Annotated in this window: 21 protein-coding genes and 1 tRNA gene; 4 read left to right on the forward strand and 18 right to left on the reverse strand. The window is 64.6% G+C overall.

Translation table 11 applies throughout. From position 1 onward, the window contains the following. Nucleotides 1–20: 20 nt before the first annotated feature. The 11 genes from ACVWWW_RS14320 to ACVWWW_RS14370 all read right to left on the reverse strand — a co-directional run bounded on the left by ACVWWW_RS14320 (nucleotide 21) and on the right by ACVWWW_RS14370 (nucleotide 15,083). Nucleotides 21–929 carry an NAD-dependent epimerase/dehydratase family protein gene (locus ACVWWW_RS14320; protein ID WP_027081804.1) on the reverse strand — a complete coding sequence of 303 codons (909 nt, stop codon included), beginning with the start codon at nucleotides 927–929 and terminating at the stop codon, nucleotides 21–23. After that, a complete protein-coding gene (gene gmd, locus ACVWWW_RS14325; RefSeq protein WP_027081803.1) occupies nucleotides 907–1,944 on the reverse strand; it encodes a GDP-mannose 4,6-dehydratase in 1,038 nt (345 codons plus the stop codon). The genes ACVWWW_RS14320 and gmd overlap by 23 nt, the downstream gene beginning before the upstream one ends. Continuing rightward, nucleotides 1,941–5,585 carry a glycosyltransferase gene (locus tag ACVWWW_RS14330; RefSeq protein WP_051234671.1) on the reverse strand — a complete coding sequence of 1,215 codons (3,645 nt, stop codon included), beginning with the start codon at nucleotides 5,583–5,585 and terminating at the stop codon, nucleotides 1,941–1,943. The genes gmd and ACVWWW_RS14330 overlap by 4 nt, the downstream gene beginning before the upstream one ends. Beyond that, nucleotides 5,585–7,090, reverse strand: a complete 1,506-nt coding sequence (locus ACVWWW_RS14335) for an FkbM family methyltransferase (protein ID WP_051234669.1) — start codon at nucleotides 7,088–7,090, stop codon at nucleotides 5,585–5,587. The genes ACVWWW_RS14330 and ACVWWW_RS14335 overlap by 1 nt, the downstream gene beginning before the upstream one ends. 1 nt (nucleotide 7,091) lies before the next feature. Continuing rightward, nucleotides 7,092–8,336, reverse strand: a complete 1,245-nt coding sequence (locus ACVWWW_RS14340; protein ID WP_027081802.1) for an ABC transporter ATP-binding protein — start codon at nucleotides 8,334–8,336, stop codon at nucleotides 7,092–7,094. Continuing rightward, nucleotides 8,333–9,127 carry an ABC transporter permease gene (locus ACVWWW_RS14345; protein ID WP_027081801.1) on the reverse strand — a complete coding sequence of 265 codons (795 nt, stop codon included), beginning with the start codon at nucleotides 9,125–9,127 and terminating at the stop codon, nucleotides 8,333–8,335. The genes ACVWWW_RS14340 and ACVWWW_RS14345 overlap by 4 nt, the downstream gene beginning before the upstream one ends. Beyond that, nucleotides 9,124–10,467 carry a glycosyltransferase family 4 protein gene (locus tag ACVWWW_RS14350; protein ID WP_456998723.1) on the reverse strand — a complete coding sequence of 448 codons (1,344 nt, stop codon included), beginning with the start codon at nucleotides 10,465–10,467 and terminating at the stop codon, nucleotides 9,124–9,126. Before ACVWWW_RS14350 ends, ACVWWW_RS14345 begins: the two co-directional genes overlap by 4 nt. 12 nt (nucleotides 10,468–10,479) lie before the next feature. Continuing rightward, a complete protein-coding gene (locus ACVWWW_RS14355) occupies nucleotides 10,480–11,646 on the reverse strand; it encodes a cystathionine gamma-synthase (RefSeq protein ID WP_027081800.1) in 1,167 nt (388 codons plus the stop codon). 145 nt (nucleotides 11,647–11,791) lie between these two features. Next, nucleotides 11,792–13,168, reverse strand: a complete 1,377-nt coding sequence (locus tag ACVWWW_RS14360) for a pyridoxal-phosphate dependent enzyme (RefSeq protein ID WP_027081799.1) — start codon at nucleotides 13,166–13,168, stop codon at nucleotides 11,792–11,794. 100 nt (nucleotides 13,169–13,268) lie between these two features. Continuing rightward, nucleotides 13,269–13,487, reverse strand: a complete 219-nt coding sequence (locus ACVWWW_RS14365) for a YdcH family protein (protein ID WP_027081798.1) — start codon at nucleotides 13,485–13,487, stop codon at nucleotides 13,269–13,271. A gap of 246 nt (nucleotides 13,488–13,733) precedes the next feature. Continuing rightward, nucleotides 13,734–15,083, reverse strand: coding sequence for an OmpA family protein (locus ACVWWW_RS14370; protein WP_456998724.1), 1,350 nt, complete (start codon nucleotides 15,081–15,083; stop codon nucleotides 13,734–13,736). Between the two features lie 20 nt (nucleotides 15,084–15,103). Here ACVWWW_RS14370 and ACVWWW_RS14375 point away from each other — a divergent pair, with 20 nt between their 5' ends. Then, complete coding sequence (locus ACVWWW_RS14375; RefSeq protein WP_027081797.1) at nucleotides 15,104–16,213, forward strand: PilT/PilU family type 4a pilus ATPase; 1,110 nt, start codon at nucleotides 15,104–15,106, stop codon at nucleotides 16,211–16,213. Between the two features lie 72 nt (nucleotides 16,214–16,285). Here the strand turns inward: ACVWWW_RS14375 and maiA are convergent, their stop codons facing one another. The 6 genes from maiA to rplM all read right to left on the reverse strand — a co-directional run bounded on the left by maiA (nucleotide 16,286) and on the right by rplM (nucleotide 19,885). After that, on the reverse strand, nucleotides 16,286–16,957 hold the full coding sequence (gene maiA, locus ACVWWW_RS14380) for a maleylacetoacetate isomerase (RefSeq protein WP_027081796.1): 672 nt from the start codon (nucleotides 16,955–16,957) through the stop codon (nucleotides 16,286–16,288). Between the two features lie 75 nt (nucleotides 16,958–17,032). Beyond that, nucleotides 17,033–18,019, reverse strand: a complete 987-nt coding sequence (locus tag ACVWWW_RS14385) for a fumarylacetoacetate hydrolase family protein (protein WP_027081795.1) — start codon at nucleotides 18,017–18,019, stop codon at nucleotides 17,033–17,035. Between the two features lie 76 nt (nucleotides 18,020–18,095). Beyond that, a complete protein-coding gene (locus ACVWWW_RS14390; RefSeq protein WP_051234666.1) occupies nucleotides 18,096–18,842 on the reverse strand; it encodes a 2OG-Fe dioxygenase family protein in 747 nt (248 codons plus the stop codon). A gap of 71 nt (nucleotides 18,843–18,913) precedes the next feature. Beyond that, nucleotides 18,914–18,988, reverse strand: a tRNA-Gln gene (locus tag ACVWWW_RS14395). 63 nt (nucleotides 18,989–19,051) lie between these two features. Then, the gene (gene rpsI / locus ACVWWW_RS14400) at nucleotides 19,052–19,444 is read right to left on the reverse strand and encodes a 30S ribosomal protein S9 (RefSeq protein ID WP_027081793.1); all 393 of its coding nucleotides are present in this window, start codon (nucleotides 19,442–19,444) and stop codon (nucleotides 19,052–19,054) included. Nucleotides 19,445–19,456: 12 nt separating this feature from the next. Beyond that, entirely contained in the window at nucleotides 19,457–19,885 is a 429-nt protein-coding gene (gene rplM, locus ACVWWW_RS14405) for a 50S ribosomal protein L13 (RefSeq protein ID WP_027081792.1), read from the reverse strand. A gap of 309 nt (nucleotides 19,886–20,194) precedes the next feature. Here rplM and coq7 point away from each other — a divergent pair, with 309 nt between their 5' ends. After that, nucleotides 20,195–20,836 carry a 2-polyprenyl-3-methyl-6-methoxy-1,4-benzoquinone monooxygenase gene (coq7, locus tag ACVWWW_RS14410; protein WP_027081791.1) on the forward strand — a complete coding sequence of 214 codons (642 nt, stop codon included), beginning with the start codon at nucleotides 20,195–20,197 and terminating at the stop codon, nucleotides 20,834–20,836. Nucleotides 20,837–20,903: 67 nt separating this feature from the next. Here the strand turns inward: coq7 and speD are convergent, their stop codons facing one another. Further along, nucleotides 20,904–21,698 carry an adenosylmethionine decarboxylase gene (gene speD / locus ACVWWW_RS14415; protein ID WP_027081790.1) on the reverse strand — a complete coding sequence of 265 codons (795 nt, stop codon included), beginning with the start codon at nucleotides 21,696–21,698 and terminating at the stop codon, nucleotides 20,904–20,906. A 185-nt stretch (nucleotides 21,699–21,883) separates the two neighbouring features. Here speD and crp point away from each other — a divergent pair, with 185 nt between their 5' ends. Together crp and ACVWWW_RS14425 are read left to right on the forward strand one after the other, a co-directional pair. After that, nucleotides 21,884–22,570 (forward strand): cAMP-activated global transcriptional regulator CRP, encoded by a 687-nt coding sequence (gene crp, locus ACVWWW_RS14420; RefSeq protein WP_027081789.1) that lies wholly within the window; start codon nucleotides 21,884–21,886, stop codon nucleotides 22,568–22,570. Nucleotides 22,571–22,573: 3 nt separating this feature from the next. Beyond that, the gene (locus tag ACVWWW_RS14425; protein ID WP_081671915.1) at nucleotides 22,574–23,032 is read left to right on the forward strand and encodes a GNAT family N-acetyltransferase; all 459 of its coding nucleotides are present in this window, start codon (nucleotides 22,574–22,576) and stop codon (nucleotides 23,030–23,032) included. Nucleotides 23,033–23,059: the final 27 nt, after the last annotated feature.

Genomic DNA, 23,059 nt, shown 5'->3' on the forward strand with positions numbered 1-23,059 from the left:
AAGAAGGTCTCGGTGAATTCTTACGCTGCGCTTTCATACATCCAGCGCAACGTGTCGGACAGCGGCCGCCGCGGCAGCGCGCCGAGCGCGGAGCAAAGCCTCGAATCATCTCCGCGAAGCCGGAAGACCTCGTTGGCGCGCACGAAGTCGGGGTTAATACGAACGCCCAGCGCGTGCGCTGAAATCGTCTCCATCTGAACGAGCACGTCGCGCAGGGAATGTTCGACGCCGGAGCACAGGTTGAAGACTTCGCCACTGCCGACTCGCGCCGCCAGTCGCGCGTAGATTTGCGCCACGTCGCGCACATCGTTGAATTCGCGCCACACGTCCAGATTGCCCAGTTCGATCGTCGATGCCTTCGCGCGGAAATGCGACACGATCTTCGGGATCAGAAAGCGGCCCCCTTGGCCAACGCCTGTGTAGTTGAATGGTCGCGTGATGGTGATGGGCAGGCGGTCGGTCCAGAGGTGCGCCATGTGCTCCATGGCCAGCTTGCTGACCGCGTAGTCGTTCTGGGGCGACGGTGGCGTGTCCTCGCCGAGGCGGCCTTCGGCATTGCCGTAGACATTCGCGCTGCTGGCAAGAATGACGTTATGCGGTACTGCCTCGAGCGATGCCAGAGCGCCGAGCAGGTGGCGCGTGCCCATCAGGTTTACGCGATACAACTCATCTGCGTCGCCATGCGCGACAAACGCAATGGCGGCCAAGTGCACGACCACGTCCGGCGCGGCGTCGACAACGGCTTCGCGCACCGACGCAGCATCGCGTAGTTCCACCGAGCGCAGACCGTTGCCGGCACCACCGGCGTGCGTCCAGCCGACGACATCGAAGCCAGCTTCGGTGAGCGCCTGCGAAACGAAGCGCCCGGTGAATCCTCCCGCCCCGGTGACCAGCGCGACGCGACGGTCAGAACGAGACGCCACGCTCATTCCTCCGCAGGTCCGCCTGCACCATAAGGTCACAGAGCTCTTCCAACGTGGTCTTGGGTTCCCAACCTAGTTCGGTATGCGCCTTTGTGGCGTCGCCGATCAACAGGTCCACTTCTGCGGGGCGATAGAACTGCGGATTGACCCGCATCACCGTTCGGCCCTTCACGTCAATCGCCCGCTCGGCCTCCGCCTCACCCTCAAAGCGCACCTCAATGTCGGCAGCGCGAAATGCCATCTGCACGAAGTCGCGGACGGTCTCGGTACGATTGGTGGCGAGTACATAGGTGTCAGAGTAATCGGCCTGCAGCATCCGCCACATGCCCTCGACGTATTCCTTCGCATAGCCCCAATCGCGCTTGGCGTCGATATTGCCAAGTTCCAGGCAATCGAGCTTTCCCTGCGCGATCTTGGCAACCGAGTCCGTGATCTTACGCGTGACGAATTCGCGGCCGCGCAGCGGACTCTCATGGTTGAACAGGATGCCGCTGGAAGCGAACAGGTCATAGCTCTCGCGGTAGTTCACCGTCATCCAGTGCGCATAGAGCTTGGCAACGCCGTACGGGCTGCGCGGCCAGAAGGGCGTGTCTTCCTTCTGCGGCACCGCCTGCACCTTGCCGAACATTTCCGAGGTGGACGCTTGGTAGAATCGGATCGACGGATCGATAAGACGGATCGCCTCGAGCAGGTGCAGTGCGCCGATGCCTGTGATCTGCGCGGTAGTTGAGGGTTGTTCAAAGCTCACCCCGACGAAGCTCTGCGCGGCGAGGTTGTAGATTTCCTGCGGCCGCGTCTTCTGGACAAGCGAGATCGTGGTGCCGAGATCGGTCAGATCGAACTCAACTAAGTGAAGGTTAGGGTGCTTGGTAACGCCAAGCTCCTCCATGCGCCAGAAATTCACCGAGCTGGTGCGCCGATAGGTGCCGTAGACGGTGTAACCCTTCTCTAGAAGCAACTGGGCGAGGTAAGCGCCATCCTGTCCGGTGACGCCGGTGATTATTGCCTTCTTCATCGTCATGTTTTCCTTGGATTCCGTTGTGTAGCCGCGCGACGGTGCAGCTGCAGCAGCATGTGTTCGAGGCGTGCGCCGAGGCGGGAGTAGCGGTGCGCGTCGCGCCAGCGCGCGGCCTTCGCCGCCGTGGCCTCGAACGCAGACGTACTTCTCCGCTGTTCGCTCATGAACGCCTCGATGCCGGCGGCGATCTCCGCAGCGGTCGTCCCCGGCAGCGAGAATGTTGCACTGCGGACGTCATCGAAAATTCGGATAGGCGTGACGAGAACCGGACGGCCGACTGCCAGCCCGTAGCGTACCGCGCCGCTGGCCGACTCACCGGTTCGCTGATACGGGAACACAATGGCGTCGGCTTCGGCCAACGCTTCCAAGCTCTCCGCGTCGCTGAGGAATTCGGTTTCCATCCTCACGCGGTTGCGCACGCCAAGCGCCTGCAGGCGGCTGCGAACGAGAGCGATGTGCTCGCGTGACGATGGATCCGGAAATTCCGCGTTGACCATGCGCAGATGGACATCGTGTCCCTGGCGCGCGAGGAGTGCGACGGCCTCGACGATTTCCGGTAGCCCCTTGTGCGGCAGAAAGAACCCGTACGTCGCGAGGGTGAATTTGGTCCCCAATGGGGTGATCGGCCGCGTCGCGGCGTCGAGCACACCGTGCGGAAACAGCGCAACGTTTTCGACGATGCCGATGTCCTTCAATCGATTGAGGTCGCCAATCGAATGCACGAGTACCCGGGAGCAGCCACGCAGTCCCTCGGCAAGCAGCCTCAGGCGCTTTCGCTCTCCACCGGGATCTGACGTTGCGTGCATCACCACCACAACCGTGCGGCCACGAGCCTGCTGCCACTTAAGAAACTCGTTGAACGTGGGGAAATCCCAGAACGAGTATTGGAACTGCACGACGAGCACGTCGATCTGGTGCTCGTCGATGCCGGCCGCGAGAGCGTCGAGGGACGTCGACTCGCCCTCCCAACAGCGCAGCACTGATGCGTCGTCCGGCTTAAGGACGGCGGTGGCACGCGGTGCAAAGATCGTTGGCGCTAAATCGGTCTCGGCGAACAGGTGCGCCGAGTATGTCGCAACACCGCATCGCGTGTTCCAGCTGGACACGAGGCCCACCCGGGGTGGCGATGCACCACGACGTTCGGCAAACGTGCGAGCACTGTCGACCAGGCGATCGGCGACGGCTGGCCACGTGTGCGAAGCGCGTAACAGCGAAACTGCAGCGTTGTTCTTTGCCGCCCGCTCTTCAGGCGTCGCGACGTAAACAGCGCGCATGACCCGCGCAAGGTCGTCGACATCCGGATTCGCCCAGGCCGAGCCATCAAGTTCGAAATGGCTTTCAGCCGCCGCGAACGTGTAGTCGACCAACCACGCAGTATCTGCGTTGCAGAAATCGAGCTGCCCGCTCCATCCCGTTGCGATCACGGGGAGGCCGGACAGCATCGCCTCCGCAAGCGGAAGTCCGTAGCCTTCGGCGCGGCTGGGCGCAACCAATGCATGGCAATCCTCGTAAAGGGCCTTCAGGTGCGCGTCGTCGAGGTCTTCCTCGATGATGGCAACGTCCGGATACCCTGGATCACCGCGACGCGCATCGGCCAGCCAGTCGTGAACGCGATTATGCGGATTGGCGAAGGTCTTGATTACGAGCGTGACGTCATCGGACGCCCGGAACGCGCGACCCCACGCCTGCAAGAGTGCGTCAGCGCCCTTGCGCGGAAAACACGAGGACACGTGCAGAAATCGGAACGCCTTGCCTGGTGCCTTGCTCGCGCGATCAGCGACGACGCGCTCCCAATGGTCGGTTCCGCAGCCAGCGACGGCGAGCGGCACGCCGACACCGTTGTCGATCAGCACCTTTTCGACATGCACAGACAGGCACGTAATGCCGTCCAGGTGGCGATTGAACGCATCGACCCATTCGTGCGGGAAACCAGTTTCCTCCCATGCATAGCAATGCAGCATGTTGAGAGGCGCGACCATGTCGGCCACGCGCGGCGGATACAGATCGCGGCTGGAAACGTCCGCCGCGGGCGCGGGCATTGACGCCGCGCGCGCATGCAACGCGGCGATGTCGGGCCGCGCACGCAGGAACCGGGAGTCCGGATCGAAATCGCCGGGGCCCTCGGTCGAATGCAAGGCGACGTCATGCCCAGCATCGGAGAGCGCGCGCGCGAGTTCGCGATTGACCAGCGCGAGACTGTAGCTGGTGTCGAAGGGCCCCTCGACGCGCCATGCGATGTGTTCGGGCAACGGTGAGCCGCGGTCGATCGATTCCAGGGTCACGCGGTTATGCGCGAGCGCAACCGCGACCTGCGCGATGTCGTCGTCGGGCACTTCGTGCCCGCTGGCGATGCTGGCAATCGCCTGCAACTGGTCTTCCAGACCGCGGGCAGTCGACAAATGCGGGTTCACGACGCGCCTACCCGCTGCCACCTGCTCCGCGTGCAAGCGCTCGAACGCGTCGATTGCGACGCGCGCACTGGCGTCCCACGAGAAGCGGGCAGCCTGTTGCGGGGCGAATGCACGCAGGCTGTCGGCGAAATCCTTATCCGACAACGCACGCGCCATCAGCGCGGTCATTGCCGGCACGTCCGTCGGATCGAACAGAGCATCCTCGCGGCCAATGACCTCCGGCACGCTCGTCGTGCCCGAGCCGATGGTCGGCGCACCGCAGGCCATTGCCTCTAGCGCAGGCAAGCCAAAGCCTTCGTGCAGTGACGGAAAAACGTACAACGCGGTTGCGCTGTACAAACGGATCAGGTCGTCGTCCTCAACGTAACCGGGCAGCACGAAGCGCTCACCGATACCGAGTTGGCCCGCTAGGCTCACCAGACGCTCGCGCTCGACAGGATTCACCTTGCCCGCAATGACGAGCTGATGCGCGCCGGCGAGGCCAACGGGCAGCGCGGCGAAGGCGTGCAGCAGCCGGTCGACGTTCTTTCGCGACTCGAACGCGCAGCTGTACATCACATAGGGCGTGCGAACACCGTGTGCCGCAAGGCGTTGGCCCAGAATTTCGTCGACTGGCACCGGCCGAAACTCGTCTGATACGGCCGACGACATGTTGACGATGCGCTCGGCGGGGACGCCAAGCGCCATGATCGCTTCGTCGCGCGCGTGTTCAGAAATCGACAGCAAAAGATCTGCATTGCGCAGGCTCGCAACACGATCCATATACCAGTCCCGGCCCCATCCGGACCCGAGGTACTCCTGAGGGTTGAGCAGCGGAATGAGGTCGTACAGCGTCACCGCCGTTGGAATGTGAGCGCCGCCTCGGCCAATGGAGATGACCGCGTCTTCCTGCGCGCCCTCGAACAGGCTGCACACGTGCACGATGTCGGGCTGCAGCCCGGCTAGGACCGACTCACGAATGTGCTCCGCCGCCCTCCGGCGCCAAGGGTCACCGACGTCCCAATGTGTGAGGCCCGGTGCGGAGAACGCAACGATGCGCTCGGGCGGCATCAGCGCCCCGAACCGAGCACGCAAAGGCGGGATACTGTCGGGCAGCAGGTTGTTCAGCAGCAACCACACTTCGTGCTCGCCAGCCTGTCGAACCGTCGCCTCAGCCAAGGCTGTGGAGTAGCGACCGATGCCGCGAAAGCGGCTGCCGGTCTGCGCGCCCTGCAGGTCGATGACGATGCGCATCAGTTCCTTACCGACATCGCGTCGCGGAGGCGCGCGTGCACCCGACGTGCTTCGGCTGACAGTCCGGGATGCCTCGACGTTGGGGCCGGCTGGAACACCACCGCCTTCGACTCACCCGGAATCACACCGTCAGCAATTGCGATTGCACGCATGCGATCGCGCGCTCCTGGAATGCGGCCGAGCAGGCTCTGCACTTTGCTGCGATGGGACGACGCCACCACGCGGCGCATGGCGAACGACAACCCGCGGCGTGCGTACATCCGCGATGCATTACGGGGATCTGACAACAGACGCCGAGCCGCGCGTAGAGGCGCCGTAAGCCGCCACGACAGGCTGCGCAGCAGCGAGTCGCGCTCAGCGCGCAGCGCCTCTGCGGCGCTCCACCAGCGATGCGCCTCAACGCGGGCTTCCTCAAGCCGACTGCGGGTGCTATGCAACAAGTCCTGCGTCCGACGAAGCTCTTCGCGTTCCGCCGCCAGCTGTGACGACATCTGCTGTTCGCGCATCATCGAAGCGTTACGAAGCGCGTCGAAACGTGCCTGCGCGCCCTCCCGCTCCGCAGCTAACGCCGCTTCGGCGTGCACGTTTGCGGCAGCCAGCGCGGCTTCGGCGTCCGCCCGTGCCGCGGACAACGACGCCTCGGCCTCGGCGTGCACCCGCGCGAGCGCGGCAGAAGCAGCCTGACGGTCCATCTCGCGCCCCTCGCGCTGATGCGCAGCCTCAGCGCGCTCAAGCGAAGCGTCGCGGCGCGCACGTTCGGCTTGCGCCTGCGCTTCGTCGCGCTGCCTGGCGACCACGCGCGCGAATGGCGCGTTGGCCTCGCCGCTCAGCGCGAAGTCGTCGAATATGTTTGGTGGGACGGTGAACGCTGTTGCAAGCTCGGGATGATCGGACGAGACGTAGAATCGGTTGAGCCCGTCGAACCACACAAAGCGATAGCCCTTGTCGGTCAGCAATGGCTCCCACTCTTCATGCGACTGAATTTGGCTTAGCGGCCGCGTGCTCTCCACCACGACGATCCACGGGCGCACGGGTGACGTGCGCCATCCACGCAGCACGCTTGCCTCGCTCCCCTCCACATCGATCTTGAGCCAATGGATCTCCCGAGAGCCCACGCGTTCGAACAGCGAGTCCAGCGTCATCGCCTTGACTTCCGTGTCGTGCACTGCGAACCCCGCCTCGGCGTGGCGTTTCGCGATGGCGTCAGAAGAAGTGCTCAGCCCAGTGCCCGTGATCTCGTGGAAGCGCAACGTGCCATCGTGATCAGTGATGGCGGCCTCGACGACGGTGTCGTTCGGGCGAGCAGCGCGTAGTTGCTCCGCGTAGTCCGCGCACGCGTCGACGTGTACGCCGCGCCACCCAGCCTCGAAGAACAGGCGGCTCACCGAGTCGATGTCCGGGCTCTGGGCGCCAATATCGATGTAACGCCCCTGCGCGACGCCTGACAACGCGCGCCACAACATCACGTCTTCGAAATTCTGCGCGTGGGAAATGCGGTACTGCATGTCAGCGTTCACTCTGGTTGCGCTTGATGCCGAACGTCGCGTCGAGCCAGCTCGATCCGATGAAAACAGGACGATCCGCGTTGATCACCTCGAACACGAGCAGGTTGTCGACCCACTCGAAGTTGTCCGCGAGGTGCGTGTCGGAACTAACCAGCGCGGGAGAGACCGAATACGAACCAGGGCCAAGCGTGCAATCAAAGGTCAGGTCAAACTGGACCGTCTCGCCAGCGCATAGGCGTTCGACGACCTGGCGTGTGTGCCAAGTATTGCTGCCCCAAACGACGTGCCCCTGCTTGTCGCGAATCATGTAGCCAAGCACCAAGCGCGGGATGTCCTCATTGACCTGCGCGCAGAGTCGCAGTACTAAGCGCTGCCCCACGCGTGCGACGGCCACTTCGTTGTCGCTGTCCGCGTCGTGCAGCACGAGCGACGCCGCTCGGGCTTGGCCAGTGCCGCTGCGCGTCATCATCCACCCGCTCTTGGCGCGCCGCTGCTCGATGTCGAGCTTTGCGTTTTCCTTCTCGGCAATGATTGCGTTGTAATAGTCAACGACCTCGTCCGGCGGGCCGTCCTTCAGCACACGCCCCTTGTCGAGCAGGATGACGCGGTCGCAAATGCTGCGCACGTCAGACATGCTGTGGGTGACCAGCATGATCGAGATGCCCGCATCACGGAACTGGCGGATGCGGTCGAAGCTCTTGTGCGCGAAGTAGGCGTCGCCGACGGAAAGCGCTTCGTCGACGATCAGCAGATCGGGACGAAATGCGGTAGCGACACTGAAGGCCACGCGCATCTGCATGCCGCTGGAGTACGTCCGCACGGGCTCGTCGAAGTATTCGCCAATTTCGGCGAATGACTCGATCTCCGGCATCGCGGCCTCGATTTCGGCCGCGGTGTAGCCCATCAGCCCTGCAGAATGCTTTGCGTTTTGGCGCCCTGTGAGGTCGGAGTTGAAACCCATACCCAGCTCGAGGATGGCCGCCACACGGCCGGTGCGATACACCGCGCCAGACGTGGGCTGCGTGGTGCCGGTGATGATCTTCAGGAGCGTGCTCTTGCCTGCCCCGTTCTGTCCGACGACGCCGACTGTCTGGCCGGGGTCGAGCTCGAAGCTGACGTCGTGCAGCACCCACTGTTCCTCAATCGGACGCACGGGAACACCGAACCACGACGCGGCGCGCAGCCACTCGCTCGACCAGCGTCGATACGCCTTGCCGACACCTTTGACGCAGAGCCGCCCGCTCACAGGCTGTCTACCAATTCTGGGCTCGCCTTACGGAATAGAACGAGCGCGATCACGGCGAGTGTGGATGATCCGATGAATACGATGCCGAGCGAATGCCAGAGCGGTTGCGTCCCGAACACCAGTACGTTCTGGTAGCTGGTCACCAAAGCGTAGAGCGGGTTGAAACGGAACCAACGCTGGTAGCCGGCGGGCAAGATTGAGAGGTGATAGACGACCGGAGTGAGCCAAAACAGCGCCTGTAAAACGACGGGCACCACTTGGCCGATGTCGCGCATGAAAACATTCAGAACGCCAAGAATGATGCCCAGACTCAGCGATAGCGCCAGCGTGATCAACATGAGGAGCGGTAGCCACAACGCGTGGTAATCGGGGAGATGACCGAGCACGGCGAAAACACCGAACACCGCCAGCAGCAGGAGAAGGTTGTTGACTAGGACCGTTCCCGCAGCGATGAACGGGAGGCAGATGCGTGGGAACGCCATTTTCTTCATCAGGTTGCCATTGTCGATAAACAATGTCATGCAACGACCGAGCGTTTCAGAGAACAGATTCCAGGCGAGCGTGCCGGCCATCAGGTACAGCGCGTATGCATATTTGTTGTCGATTCCAGGCAGCTTCGCAGAGAGGACCTCGGACAGAATCGTGGCGAAGATTAGTACCTGTGCGAGCGGATGGATAATCATCCACAAGCCACCGAGCTTGCTGCGCACAAAGCGCGCTTTCAGTTCGTTCCGAATCGACGAAACCACGAAAAAGCGATATGCCCATATCGCGCGAACGAGTTCTTTCATCGATTCAACGCCCCTGCAGAGGCGCGATCACGCGCGTCCAGCCAATCAATCATCGTCTTGGCCGCACGGCTCCCAGAGAGAAGCCCCGCGACATCCCGTTGCGCGCGCTCGCCCAATGTGCGAGCGACACTCCGGTCGTAATAGAGCGTGCGCATGAAGGTCGCCGCCTGGGCGATATCGGGCTGCGCCCACCGCTGTCCCTTCGTGTGCAGGTAGTGATCGTCGGGTACCGGCACCAGCCGGTAGTCGACGAGGCAGCTGTTCTCAGATGTCATGAATTCGAGGTTCCCCGACCACGCAGTCGCAATAACCGGCTTTCCGATCGACATGCACTCCGCGAGGCCAAGGCCAAAGCCTTCCGCACGATGGAGTGACACATACGCGTCGCAGCAGCGCTGCAAGGCAGCGAGATGCGCCCCCGCGATCGCGCCGTCGCGAATCAGAATGCGGCTGTCGCCGCCGGCTGTCACGAGCAACTGGGCCAACGCCTCCGGGTGTCGCTCGCCGTTACTGGTTTTCAGGACGAGCTGCACGTTCTCGCCACCGGGAAAAGCCTTCTGGAACGCCGCGATCGTTGCCGCGGGATTCTTGCGCTCGATCCACGAGTTGAAGTCGAAACTTGCAAGAAACAGGAATGAGTTATCGCGCAACGCAAAGTCCGCACGCACGAGTCCACTGTCGTGCCGATGCGTCAACGGCAGCGGGACAATGAACACCGGCTTCGTCGTGATGCGACGAAACGCTGACGCTACAAATTCCGAAGCCACCATCACTGCGTCCACGCGCGCCACGGCGGCTAACCAGGCGTCCGGCACGCGCTCGAGCTCCCAGAACCAACACCCGATCAAGTATGTGCCTTCGAACCTATCGCTACCGATGTGTGCAACGGCTTCGTCGAAGTAGTCAGGGTTGACGAAAATGATGCTGACAGGAAATGGCGCTGTGTCGGCGCAATGCGCCAACAGTCGATCTTCACCGAAGTCGTGAGGCAGGTCCAAGTCCACATCGCACAGTGCGACTGGATAGTCGGCGCCGACGAGCGCATCTGCGTAATTTCTCGCAGCCTCCGCCAGGCCGAACCGACCTTGGAAATACGCGAACAGGTTGACGCCTACTCCCGCGCCGTCCGCGCGATCGTCGACGTTCCGCGACGTGGTCCGCGACGGCGGACGATCGCCCCGCGGGTCGGGAAGTGGCGGAAACCGAAGGTCGGCGACCATCCGTCGTGCGAAAGTCGAGGACAGGCCCATCCTGATCGCCTCAGGCAGACGTCGATATGCCGACATCGCGACGGGCAGGTCTCGCAACCACCCGCGCGCGGTGGCGAGGATGTAACTCAACGCCATCCTCGCTTACCCGTTGAGTGCTTTTTCGAGGTCAGTCTTGAGGTCGGCGACGTCCTCAACTCCCACGCTCAACCGCACGAGATTGTCGAATAGCCCGAGCTGCGCACGACGCTCAGGCGGCACCGAAGCATGCGTCATGATCGCTGGATGGTTCACTAGGCTCTCCACCCCGCCAAGCGATTCGGCGAGCGCGAACAACTCGGTGCGTTCGCAAAAACGTTTCGCAGCCTCGAGCCCGCCCTTCACGAAAATCGTGACCATGCCGCCGAAGCCGTCCATCTGACGCTTGGCGAGTTCGTGCTGCGGATGCGACGCAAGACCCGGATAGATCACGCGTTCGATCGCGGGATGCGACTGCAACCATTCCGCAAGCGCCATCGCGTTTTCGCAATGCGCTTTCATTCGCAGATGCAGCGTCTTGAGGCCGCGCAGCGCTAGGAAGCTGTCGAAGGGGCCCTGCACGCCGCCGATGGCGTTCTGCAGGAATGCCATTTGCTCGGCGATCTCGGTGTCGTCGCCGACCACCGCCATGCCGCCGACGATGTCGGAGTGGCCATTGAGGTACTTCGTGGCGGAGTGCATGACGATGTGCGCGCCCAGCGAGAGTGGGCGCTGCAGCATCGGCGAGCAGAACGTGTTGTCCACCACGATGATCAAGCCCCGCTTGCGCGCGATCGCGGCGATCGCTTCGATGTCGACGAGCTTGAGCAGCGGGTTGGTCGGCGTCTCGATCCAGACCATGCGCGTTTCGGGTCGGATCGCGGCTTCGAACACAGCCGGATCCGTCAGGTCGACCCAGCTGAAATCGAGGCCGGCGCTGCGACGACGCACGCGCTCGAACAGGCGATAGGTGCCGCCGTAGACGTCGTCCATCGCGATGACGTGGCTGCCGGCGTCGAGCAGCTCGAGGATCGTCGACGTCGCGGCGAGGCCGGACGCGAACGCGAAGCCGCGCGTGCCGCCTTCCAGTGCGGCGACACAGCGCTCGTAGGCGAAGCGCGTCGGATTATGGCTGCGCGAATATTCGAAGCCCTGGTGCTCGCCGGGACTGCTCTGCACGTAGGTGGACGTCGCGTAGATCGGCGTCATCACGGCACCCGTGCTCGGGTCCGGCGACTGGCCCGCATGAATGGCGAGCGTGCCCAATCCGGGCGTGGGTCGGTCGTTCTGCATACGGTCGCGAGGTCCTTACGGCGACCGACGATTCTACCACCGGCCGGTTAGCCGGCCCCAATTCACATAGGGCCCGCGGCCTTCACATTTCGACTTGCGACAACAACAGCCTTCGCCTCGACGAACCGTCGCGCCTCTGGGCTCGTCACTGCACGCGTCGGCGTAAGTAATTCAACAGGTCGATACGCGTGATCAAGCCCAGGAAGCGCGGGCCGTCGGAAATGATCGCCACGTGCCCGCGATCGAACACGGGCAGCAGCGCTTCGATCGGGGATCGAACGTCGATCTTGTCGAGCTTGCTGACCATCGCGGTCGATACCGGATCGCGGAAGCGCTGCTCGTCGCCGTACACGTGCAGCAGCACGTCGGATTCGTCGACGATGCCGACGAGTTCGTCGCCGTCCATCACCGGCAGCTGCGAGACGTCGTAAAGCTTCATTCGCTGGTATGCGGTGACCAGCAGGTCGTTCGCGCCGACGACGACGGTATCGCGCTGCGAATACGGGCGCAGGATGAGGTCGCGCAGATCGCCGGCCTGCTCGCGCTGGATGAAGCCGTTGTCGAGCATCCAGTAGTCGTTGTACATCTTCGACAGGTACTTGTTACCCGTGTCGCAGACGAACACCAGAACCTTCTTTGGCGTGGTCTGTTCGCGGCAGTACTTGAGCGCAGCGGCGAGCAATGTACCGGTCGACGAACCGCCGAGAATTCCCTCTTTTTCCAGCAACTCGCGTGCAGTAAGGAAGCTCTCGCGATCGGAAATCGCGTACGCCTTCTTGACGCGGGTGAAGTCGGAAATCGGCGGCAGGAAATCCTCGCCGATGCCTTCCACCATCCAGCTGCCCGACTTCTCCGACAGCGTGCCGCGGTTGATGTATTCCTCGAGGATCGAGCCGACCGGATCGGCCAGCACCAGCTCGGTATGCGGCGACTTCTCGGCGAAGCAGCGCGACAGGCCGGTCATCGTGCCGGAGCTGCCGCAACCGAACACGATCGCATCGACGCCGCCCACATCCGCCATCTGCGCAAGGATTTCCGGCCCGGTGCCGAACTCGTGTGCGGACGGGTTATCCGGATTGCCGAACTGGTTGATGAAGTACGCGCCGGGCGTTTCCGCGGCGATGCGCGCGGCCATGTCCTGGTAGTAGTCGGGATGACCTTTGGCAACGTCGCTGCGGGTCAGTACGACCTGCGCGCCCATCGCTTTGAGGTTGAAGATCTTCTCGCGGCTCATCTTGTCCGGCACGACGAGCACGAGCTTGTAGCCCTTCTGCTGCGCGACGAGGGCGAGGCCGATACCGGTGTTGCCCGCGGTGCCTTCGACGAGCGTGTCGCCGGGCTTGATGTCGCCGCGTTTTTCCGCGGCCTCGATCATGGCGAGGCCGATGCGGTCCTTGATCGACCCGCCGGGGTTCTGGCTCTCGAGCTTCAGGTAGAGCTCGCAGACGCCGGTGTCGAGGCGCTGGGCCTTGATGACCGGCGTCGCGCCGATCAACTCGAGAACAGACTGATGTACAGGCATGGCGGATCCGTGCTGCCGGGAATCGCGCCATTCTACCGGCCGCGCGTTAGCGGCCCGGCGACCGTCGCCAACGTGCGCTGGCGACGGCGCGGCGAACCCGTCAGTGAAGCAGCGTGTCGGCCAGTCGGACCAGGCGGTCCTTGGCGTGGAGCTTTTCGCGCTTCATCCGCGTGAGTTCGAGGTCATCGACGGGACTGATGCCGAGTTCGGCATTCATGACCCGACGGTCGAGATCCTGATGGCGCTGATAGAGCTGTTTGAACTCGGGATGGGCGTTGATGAGCCCGTCGAGCTCGTTCGCGGACCGTTCTTCGAACATGCAAACCTCCTCGGCACATGCATCCGGCGGCATCGACCGCCGGAGACGGTGATGGCCAGGCCGCATGCCCGCTTGGAGTTGCCGGCGGTGCGCGACCCGGCGTTGCGACGGAGCGGAAATGGCTCCGACGAATCGACCGTACTCCCGCATTCCGGGTCCGGCAAGCAGCACTGGGACGAGGCCGACAGCCGGTCGTCACGTGCCTGAAGGCGATGCGAAAACGCCGTTAAACCCGCTAAAAACGCGCTATTTCTGCGTGAGGACCACTTCGACCCGGCGGTTCTTCGCGCGTCCTGCCGCACTGCCGTTGTCAGCGACCGGCTGTGCCGCGCCGTGGCCCGCGACATCGATGCGGACGCTGCCTGCACCGCCCGCGGCGAGAGCCTGCCGGACCGCGGCGGCGCGGCGCTGCGACAGCTGTTCGTTCGCCGCGGCGTCGCCCTGGTTGTCGGTGTAGCCGTCGATACGGACGGCGGCAGCGCGCGAGACGTCGATGTAGTGCGCGAGCGCCTTCAGGCTGGCCGAAGCGGCCGCGGTCAGGGTCGCCTGCCCGGATGCGAAGGCATCGCCGGCCAGCGTGAAGACTTCGCCGCGCAGGTCGCGCTTCATCGGCGGGAGCTTGGCATCTGCGACCAGTTCGGCCTCCTCGCGGGCGAGCTTCAGCTCCTTCTCACGGGCGGCCGACAGCTTGGCCACCTGGGCGGTGGTCGCGCCCTGCAATGCGGTCTCGGCGTCGACGCGGGCCTGCTCTTGCTCGGCGGCCTGCTGGCGCAGGCGCTCGGTTTCCTCGGCCTGCATCTGGGCCTCCATGCGCAGGCGATCGGCCTCGGCGCGGGCGGCCGCGGCTTCCCGGCGGGTGGCTTCGAGTTGCAGCTCGGAATAGGTACGCTCGAGACGGTCGCTGTCGCGCTGCATGGCCTGGGCGTAAGCGGCCAGCTCGGCGGCGCGGACCCGGCGCTCGGCCAGTGCCTCGGCGGCCGGGCGCTGCTTGGTCTTGACGGTCACCAGTGCGTCGACCGCCTGCTGCGCCTGCGAGCGTTCGAGCGGCGCGGCGTCGGCGAGACGCGGATCGGCGGCTAGCGCCTGCAGGCGGCCGGCGTAGTTGCCGGTGGCGTCGGCCGGGGCCATCGGAAGCGGAGCCGCGGTATCGGCGTCGACCTGCAGCTTGGCCTGCAGGTCGGCGACTTCGGCCTGGCGTTGAGCGCGAGCGGCTGCGACTACGGCGGCGCGGCTGCGTGCGGACGCGAGGTCGGCGTCCGCGGCCGCCATCACCGCGAGGCGGCGCGCATCGTCGTCCTTGCCGGCGGACATCGCGGCCTGCGCCTGCGACAGCTCGCGCTGCGCGGTGGCCAGGTCGGCGCCTGCGTACTGGTCCGCATCGGCCTGTGCCGCCCGCGCCACCGCCTGCTGGGCCGCCGTCAGCTCGCCGGTCGGGGGCGGCAATGTCGCGCAACCTCCGAGTGCCACGGTGAGAACGGCAGCAAGAAGCGCGTTGCGCGGATATGCGAAGCTTGGACGCATTGGGGACCCGGATCGTGGCGTTGGGGGACGCGCGGTCATTGTGGCCATGCCGGCTGTACCGGCGCAAACCTGCATTGCCATACAAAGGAGATTGCATGGACATCGGCTACTTCCTGAAGCTGATGACGGAGAAGAATGCGTCGGACATGTTTCTGACGACGGGGGCTCCGGTCTACATCAAGGTGGAAGGCAAGCTTCAGCCGCTGGGCAATACAGGCCTGCCTTCGGGCATGGTCAAGAAAATCGCCTATTCGCTGATGGACGAAGGCCAGGTTCCGGAGTTCGAGACGAACCTCGAGCTCAACATGGCATATGCGATTCCCGACTCCGGGCGCTTCCGCGTCAACGTGTTCAAGCAGCGCGGCGAAGTCGGCATGGTGATCCGCGCGATCAAGAACGTGATCCCGTCGATCGAGGAATTGCAGCTTCCGCAGGTGTTGAAGGAGATCATCACCTCGCCGCGCGGGCTGGTGCTCATCGTCGGCAGCACGGGCTCGGGCAAGTCGACCACGCTCGCGTCGATGATCGACCATCGCAACAGCAACATGGCCGGCCACATCCTCACCATCGAGGATCCGATCGAGTTCCTGCACAAGCACAAGAAGTCGATCGTCAACCAGCGTGAGGTAGGTCTCGATACGCATACCTTCCACAACGCGCTGAAGAACGCGATGCGCGAAGCGCCGGACGTGATCCTGATCGGCGAGATCCTCGACGCGACGACCATGGAAGCGGCGATTTCCTTCGCCGAAACCGGCCACCTGTGCCTGGCGACGCTGCACTCGAACAATGCCGACCAGACGCTCGAGCGCATCCTCAACTTCTTCCCGGAACCCGCGCACAAGAACGTGCTGATGAACCTCGCGCTGAACCTCAAGGCGGTGGTGAGCCAGCGTCTCGTGGTCGGTGTCGAAGGCCGCCGCCTGCCTGCGACCGAAGTGCTGATCAACACGCCGCACGTGCGCGACCTCATGCGTCGCGGTCAGGTGCACGAGATCAAGCAGGCGATGGAAGAGTCGCTGGAAGACGGCATGGAGACGTTCGACCAGTGCCTGTTCCGGCTCTACAAGGAAGGCCGCGTCGACATGGAAAGCGCGCTGCGCGCGGCCGATTCGCGCGACGGCCTCGCGCTCAAGTTCCGTCTCTCCGAAGGCGCGGGCGCGGAGCACGATCCGTACGCGGACATGTACAACCCGGCGCTCTGACGCGTTCGCGGTGCAATACGAAAACGGCGGCCTTCGGGCCGCCGTTTTTATTTCATCGATGGAGACGTCGAGCTACGCGCGCTGCGCTTCGGGACAGTCGGGCTGCTTCTCCGGTCGCGCGTTGTCGAACGCCGGCAACGCGAGGCAGGCCGTCTCGATGCGCGCGATCGTCGGCCAGCGGTCGATGTCGACGCCGAAACGTCGCGCGTTGTAGAGCTGCGGCACCAGGCAGCAGTCGGCGAGCGTCGGGATGTCACCTTCGCAGAACTCGCCGGTCGCCGGATGATCGATCAGCGACGCTTCCATCGCCTCGAGTCCCATCACGATCCAGTGCTTGACCCACTCGTCGCGCTCGGCCTGCGGCACGTTCCATTCGCGCTCGAAGTACTGCAGCACGCGCAGGTTGTTGAGCGGATGCACGTCGCAGGCGACGAGTTGTGCCAGCGCACGTGCACGGGCGCGATCGCGCGCGAGTGCAGGAAGCAGCGGTGGTTCCGGCCAGGTCTCGTCGAGGTATTCGAGGATCGCCATCGACTGCCGGTACAGCCGGTTGCCATGCTGCAGCACCGGCACGAGTTCCTGCGGATTGGTCTCGCGATACGCATCAGCGTGCTGCTCGCCGCCGTCGCGCAGCAGGTGCACGGGCACGATCTCGTACGCCAGCTGCTTGAGCGCCAGCCCGATGCGCACGCGATACGCGGCGCTCGATCGCCAGTACGAATAAAGCCGCAGCGGTTCGCTCACGACACGTCTCCGCGAAGACAGAGGGCCACCTTAACCGGCCGGCGCGAAGGCGGCGTGCCGGCCGTCCGCGCTGCCTCAGCGGGTATGCGGCTCGATGCGCTGCTCGATCGCGCCGAAGACGCTCGCGCCGTCGCGGCCGATCATCTCGATGCGCACGGTGTCGCCGAACGACATGAACGGCGTCGACGGCTTGCCCTGCTCCAGTGTCTCGACCACGCGGCGTTCGGCGAAGCAGGACGCACCGAGCGACGTGTCCTCGTTCGCCACCGTGCCCGAACCGACGATCGTGCCAGCCGACAGCGGACGCGTCTTCGCGGCATGCGCGACGAGCTGTGCGAAGTCGAACTGCATGTCGACGCCGGCCTCGGGCGCGCCGAACCATGCACCGTTGATATGCGTCACCATCGCCAGATGCACCTTGTTGCCCTGCCACGCGTCGCCGAGCTCATCCGGCGTGACGAACACCGGGCTCAACGCCGAACGCGGCTTGCTCTGCAGGAAGCCGAAGCCCTTGGCGAGCTCGTCCGGAATCAGGTTGCGTAGCGAGACGTCGTTGACCAAGCCGATCAATTGGATGTGCGCGGCGGTTTCGTCAGGCGTCGCCGCCATCGGCACGTCATCAGTGATCACGATCACTTCGGCTTCCAGATCGATGCCGTAGCTCTCGCTCGGCACGCGCACGGAATCGCGCGGGCCGTAGAAGCCGGCACTGGTCGCCTGGTACATCAGCGGATCGACGTAGAAGCTCTGCGGCACCTCGGCGCCACGCGCACGACGCACGCGCTCGACGTGCGGCAGGTACGCCGAGCCGTCGACAAATTCATACGCACGCGGCAGCGGCGCGGCGAGCTGGGCCATGTCGACGTCGAACGCGCCGTCGGCGGTGCCGGCATTCAGCGACTCGTACAGCGCGTTGAGGCGCGGCGCGGTGTTCGACCAATCCTCGAGCGCGCGCTGCATCGTCGGCGCGATGCCGTCGGCGCGAACCGCGCGCGACAGGTCACGCGAAACGACGATCAGCGTGCCGTCGCGGCCGCCTTCCTTGAGGGATCCCAGCTTCATCGCATGCTCCAGAGACGGGCGCCCGCGGCGCGATGGTTTCAATTGTAACGGTCGTCCCGGAACGCGCGACGCCGGGTCAGTCGTCGCCTTGGAACGCGTGCGCGCGGTAGGTGAGCACCAGCGTGTCGCGATGACCCGAAGCGTCGTCGCCATCGCCGGGCTGGATCGGCGTCGACTCGTGGATCACGCGCGTGTCGTCGAGCAGCAGGGCCGACCACGGCTCCTCGAGCGTGAAGCGCTCGCCCGCGGGGCCGTTCGCGTCGAACACGCGCGTCTCGCCGCCCTTGATGTGATGTCGCCCAACCATGACGACTGCGACGAAATCGACACCATCACGATGTGCGCCCTCCGGCGTGGGCCGGCCGAGCCCGCCCGCGGTGTCGATACGGAACTGGTGCGCTTCGACAAACCAGCGCGGCTCTTTGCGGATCGATGCGAACAGCGTGCCGAGCCCGTGCAGCAGTCCGGCGAAACCGGAGGCATTGGCGACGTCATCGCCGATCGGCTCGAACCAGCGATGCATGCCGCCGTGCAGCGCGTTGTAGTCGAGCGGTTGCCAGTGCGCGCGATGCGGCGCCTGCGCGATCGAATCGCCGTCGACGACGAAGCACGAGTGCCGGCGATAGCGATAACGACCGCCGTCGCGCAGATAGGTGTCGGGCGGCAGCGAATTCCAGGACGTATCGATCGTGCGCAATGCATCGATGCGCGAACCGGCAAGCGTCGCGATCGAATCGGCGTCGACCACCGCATAACCGCGCTCGCGCAATCGCTCACTGGCGACGTCCAGCGGCACGACGGGCGGTGGAAAGCGGGCAACCATGGCGGCTCCTGACCCCGAAAACGCGAAGACCCGCACGCGGCGGGTCTTCGGTTGGCTTGTTCAGCCGTGTTTGGCAGCCCCGGATGGATTCGAACCACCGAATGCCTGAGTCAGAGTCAGGTGCCTTACCGCTTGGCGACGGGGCTATGGAGCAAATTCTAACGCGGTGGATGCTGACGGCAAGCCCGTCAGCATCCTGCGAAGCGCGATTAGCGCTTCGAGAACTGCGTGGCGCGACGTGCCTTGTGCAGGCCGACCTTCTTACGCTCGACCTCGCGGGCGTCGCGCGTCATGAAGCCGGCGCGGCGCAGGTCGGTCTTCAGCGCTTCGTCGTATTCGACCAGCGCGCGCGAGATGCCGAGGCGGATCGCACCGGCCTGACCGGTGATGCCGCCGCCGGCGACGGTCACGACGACGTCGAACTTGTCGGTCGAGTTGGTCAGTTCGAGCGGCTGGCGCACGATCATGCGCGCCGTCTCGCGACCGAAGAACTCGTCGAGCGGACGCTGGTTGACGGTGATCTTTCCGTCGCCCTTGCGCAGGTACACGCGGGCGGTGGAGGACTTGCGGCGGCCGGTGCCGTAATTCTGCTGGGTTGCCATGTTCGTCGGACCTTAGATATCGAGCGGCTGCGGCTGCTGCGCGGCGTGCGGGTGCTCGGCACCCTTGTAGACCTTGAGCTTGCGGTACATCGCGCGGCCCAGCGGTCCCTTGGGGAGCATGCCCTTCACGGCGATCTCGATCACGCGCTCAGGATGACGTTCCATCGCCTGGGCGAGGGACTCGGTCTTGAGGTTGCCGACGTAGCCGGTGAAGCGGTGGTACTTCTTGTCCTGCAGCTTGTTGCCGGTCACCGCGATCTTGTCGGCATTGACGACGACGAGGTAGTCGCCGGTGTCGACGTGCGGGGTGAAGACGGGCTTGTGCTTGCCGCGAAGACGGCGGGCGAGCTCCGAGGCCAGACGGCCCAAGGTCTTGCCGGAAGCGTCGACGAGATACCAGTCGCGCTGGACGGTCTCGGACTTGGCGATAAAGGTTTTCATGACAAAACTCTTGAGTAGGTGCCTGGTCGGGCTGATTGGGAACCCCGGAGGGCCTCCGAACTTCGCCGCGCGTTGTGGGGGACCGGAGTCCCGCGAACAAAGAAGCGGAATTCTAGCCGGCCTGCCCCACCCTGTGCAAGCCGCGTCAAGACGCCGCCGGGAGCGGCGGCCGTGCCCGCCTCTTGGCCACACTAGCTCGCAGCCCGCCCGACGGAGGCAGCCAAGTGCCGCTTGGTCCGTGCGCCATTCGCCCGGTCCCCCGCCGCCCACCTCGACAGTCCGGACCTAGCGCCCCGGTAGACTGCACCCATGCAGACCCGACGCCTTTCGCCACTCGATCGCTGGATCGACACCGCGCAGCGCGCGCTCGAAACCGTCGCAGGCGATCCGCCGGCGATGCGCGCGAGTCCGGCCGCCACGCAGGGCGACCTCGTGCTCGACGACGCCGAACGCCGGCACGCCGCCGGGCTCATGCGCATCAACCATGTCGGCGAGGTCTGCGCGCAGGCGTTGTACGTCGGGCAAGCGTCAGTGGCCCGTGACGCGCGCACGCGCGAGCACCTGCTGCACGCGGCGCAGGAGGAAACCGATCACCTCGCCTGGTGCGCCGAACGCCTGCGCGAACTCGACAGCCGGCCCAGCCTGCTCAACCCGCTGTGGTACGCCGGTTCGTACGCGATCGGTCTCGCGGCCGGCCTGCGCGGCGACGGCTGGAACCTCGGCTTCGTCGTCGAGACCGAGCGCCAGGTCGAAGCGCATATCGACGAGCACCTCGCGTCGCTGCCCGCAGCGGACGCACGCAGCCGCGCGATCCTCGAAGTGATGAAGGACGACGAGGTCCGCCATGCCGACGACGCCGAAGCCGCAGGCGCGCGCGTGCTGCCGATGCCGATTCCGCAGCTGATGGCCGCGGCGTCGAACGTGATGAAGACCGTCGCCTACCGCATCTGAAGACACACATCACCGCAACGAAAAAGGCCGGCGAGATGCCGGCCTTTTCTTTGCGTCGCGAACCTGATCAATCGACTAGGTTGCGGCCGTGGTACAGCTCTTCGATTTCGCGCTTCAGCCGCGCTTCGATCTTTAGGCGATCCTTGAACGAGAGGTTCTTCGACTTCTCTTCGAACAGATACGTGTCGAGGTCGAAGTCCTTCAGGTGCATCTTCGAGTGGAAGATATTTTCCTGATAGACGTTGACGTCGATCATCTCGTAACGGTTGCGGATGTTCTTCGCCAGGTAGTCCTGGATCGAATTGATCTTGTGGTCGATGTAGTGCTTCTTGCCCTTGATGTCGCGGGTGAAGCCGCGCACGCGGTAGTCGAGCACGACGATGTCGGACTCGAAACTCTCGATCAGGTAGTTCAGCGCCTTCAGCGGCGAGATCACGCCGCAGGTAGCGACGTCGATGTCAGCGCGGAACGTCGCGATGCCGTTGTCCGGATGCGTTTCCGGATACGTGTGCACCGTGATGTGCGACTTGTCCATGTGCGCGACGACGGCGTCGGAGATCAGTTCCTTGCCGGCATCCTTCTTGTCGATCACCGGCTCCTCCGAAATGAGGATGGTGACGGACGCGCCCTGCGGGTCGTAGTCCTGTCGCGCGATGTTGAGGATGTTGGCGCCGATGATCTCGGCGACGTCCGTCAGGATCTGCGTCAGGCGGTCGGCGTTGTAGGCCTCGTCGATGTACTGGATGTAGCGCTGGCGCTCATCTTCGGACGCGGCGTAGGAGATGTCGTAGATGTTGAACGACAGCGCCTTGGTCAGGTTGTTGAAACCCTGGAGCCGCAGACGCGGCAGTGGCTTGACCACGTGGGTGGATCCCGATGACTGATCGAAGGCGCGGGATTATGGGGCAAGCGGGGTGATGGGGGAACGAACGGCCGGGAACGACACGGCATCGGGCGTGGAACGGGTTACAAAACCGAACAGTGACGGGATTGGCCCTTTGCGCTTAATCGTCTATATAGTCGGTTAATTCCCATAGAGCCCGGCCCATGTCCCCCGACCTGGCAACCCCGCACGCGCCGCGCCGCGCCCAGAGCCCGTTGATGCCCGATAACGCGGCGATCGACCGGTTCCTCGCCCACTGCCACCGCCGTCGCTACCCGTCCCGCACGGACGTGTTCCGACCGGGTGACTCGGCCACCACGCTGTACTTCGTCATCTCCGGCTCGGTGAGCATCATCAACGAGGAAGAGGACGGTCGCGAGCTGGTGCTCGGTTACTTCGGCCCGGGCCAGTTCGTCGGCGAGATGGGCCTGTTCATCGAAAGCGACCGTCGCGAGGTGACCCTGCGCACCCGCACCGCGACCGAGCTCGCCGAGATCGGCCACGAGCGCTTCTACGACCTGCTGATGACCCGGCTGTCGACCGACGCGCCCAAGCTTCTCTATTCGATCGGCGCGCAGATCTCCCGCCGCCTGCTGGATACCTCGCGCAAGGCCGGCCGCCTGGCCTTCCTCGACGTCACCGACCGCATCGTGCGCACGCTGCACGACCTCGCGAAGGAACCGGAGGCGATGAGCCATCCGCAGGGCACCCAGATCCGGGTGTCGCGCCAGGAGCTGTCGCGCCTGGTCGGTTGCTCGCGCGAGATGGCCGGCCGCGTCCTCAAGAAGCTCCAGGCCGACGGCCTGCTCCACGCACGCGGCAAGACGGTCGTCCTCTACGGCACGCGCTAAGCGATGACCCGTATGGAGGAGACGCCGGACGGCATCCGCGTGCGTGACGCGCGGACCGGCGACGCGAGCGACGTCGCCCATCTCCTCGAAGTCCTCGGTTATCCCTGCACCCGCGACGACGCCGCCGAGCGCATTGCGGTCGTGCTGTCCGATTCGCGCCAACGGCTGCTGCTGGCCGAGATCGGTGGCCATGCCTGCGGGTTGGCCGGCATGGAGCTGCGCTATTCGCTCGCCCGCGGCGCCGAACAGGGGCGCATCACCGCGCTGGTGGTGCTGCCCGAATGCGAGCGGCAGGGCGTCGGTCGCCGGCTGCTGCGTGAGGTGGAAGCGATCGCACGCCAGGCCGGTGCCGCGCGCATCGAAGTCACCGCGGCGGGCAGCCGCGACAGCGCGCATTCGTTCTACCGCGGCTGCGGCTATACCGATGCGTCGCTGCATTTCGCCAAGCTGCTGGGCGACTGAGCCGCGTCTTCGAATCGTCGGGTGGCG

The sequence above is a fragment of the Lysobacter sp. HA18 genome (assembly GCF_054057595.1).

Excerpts from the sequence above, each read along its gene's own strand:
- ACVWWW_RS14320 (WP_027081804.1), bottom strand. The coding sequence starts at position 929 with ATGAGCGTGGCGTCTCGTTCTGACCGTCGCGTCGCGCTGGTCACCGGG.
- gmd (WP_027081803.1), bottom strand. The coding sequence starts at position 1,944 with ATGACGATGAAGAAGGCAATAATCACCGGCGTCACCGGACAGGATGGC.
- ACVWWW_RS14330 (WP_051234671.1), bottom strand. The coding sequence starts at position 5,585 with ATGCGCATCGTCATCGACCTGCAGGGCGCGCAGACCGGCAGCCGCTTT.
- ACVWWW_RS14335 (WP_051234669.1), bottom strand. The coding sequence starts at position 7,090 with ATGCAGTACCGCATTTCCCACGCGCAGAATTTCGAAGACGTGATGTTG.
- ACVWWW_RS14345 (WP_027081801.1), bottom strand. The coding sequence starts at position 9,127 with ATGAAAGAACTCGTTCGCGCGATATGGGCATATCGCTTTTTCGTGGTT.
- ACVWWW_RS14355 (WP_027081800.1), bottom strand. The coding sequence starts at position 11,646 with ATGCAGAACGACCGACCCACGCCCGGATTGGGCACGCTCGCCATTCAT.
- ACVWWW_RS14360 (WP_027081799.1), bottom strand. The coding sequence starts at position 13,168 with ATGCCTGTACATCAGTCTGTTCTCGAGTTGATCGGCGCGACGCCGGTC.
- ACVWWW_RS14365 (WP_027081798.1), bottom strand. The coding sequence starts at position 13,487 with ATGTTCGAAGAACGGTCCGCGAACGAGCTCGACGGGCTCATCAACGCC.
- ACVWWW_RS14370 (WP_456998724.1), bottom strand. The coding sequence starts at position 15,083 with ATGCAGGTTTGCGCCGGTACAGCCGGCATGGCCACAATGACCGCGCGT.
- ACVWWW_RS14375 (WP_027081797.1), top strand. The coding sequence starts at position 15,104 with ATGGACATCGGCTACTTCCTGAAGCTGATGACGGAGAAGAATGCGTCG.
- ACVWWW_RS14385 (WP_027081795.1), bottom strand. The coding sequence starts at position 18,019 with ATGAAGCTGGGATCCCTCAAGGAAGGCGGCCGCGACGGCACGCTGATC.
- ACVWWW_RS14390 (WP_051234666.1), bottom strand. The coding sequence starts at position 18,842 with ATGGTTGCCCGCTTTCCACCGCCCGTCGTGCCGCTGGACGTCGCCAGT.
- rpsI (WP_027081793.1), bottom strand. The coding sequence starts at position 19,444 with ATGGCAACCCAGCAGAATTACGGCACCGGCCGCCGCAAGTCCTCCACC.
- rplM (WP_027081792.1), bottom strand. The coding sequence starts at position 19,885 with ATGAAAACCTTTATCGCCAAGTCCGAGACCGTCCAGCGCGACTGGTAT.
- coq7 (WP_027081791.1), top strand. The coding sequence starts at position 20,195 with ATGCAGACCCGACGCCTTTCGCCACTCGATCGCTGGATCGACACCGCG.
- crp (WP_027081789.1), top strand. The coding sequence starts at position 21,884 with ATGTCCCCCGACCTGGCAACCCCGCACGCGCCGCGCCGCGCCCAGAGC.
- ACVWWW_RS14425 (WP_081671915.1), top strand. The coding sequence starts at position 22,574 with ATGACCCGTATGGAGGAGACGCCGGACGGCATCCGCGTGCGTGACGCG.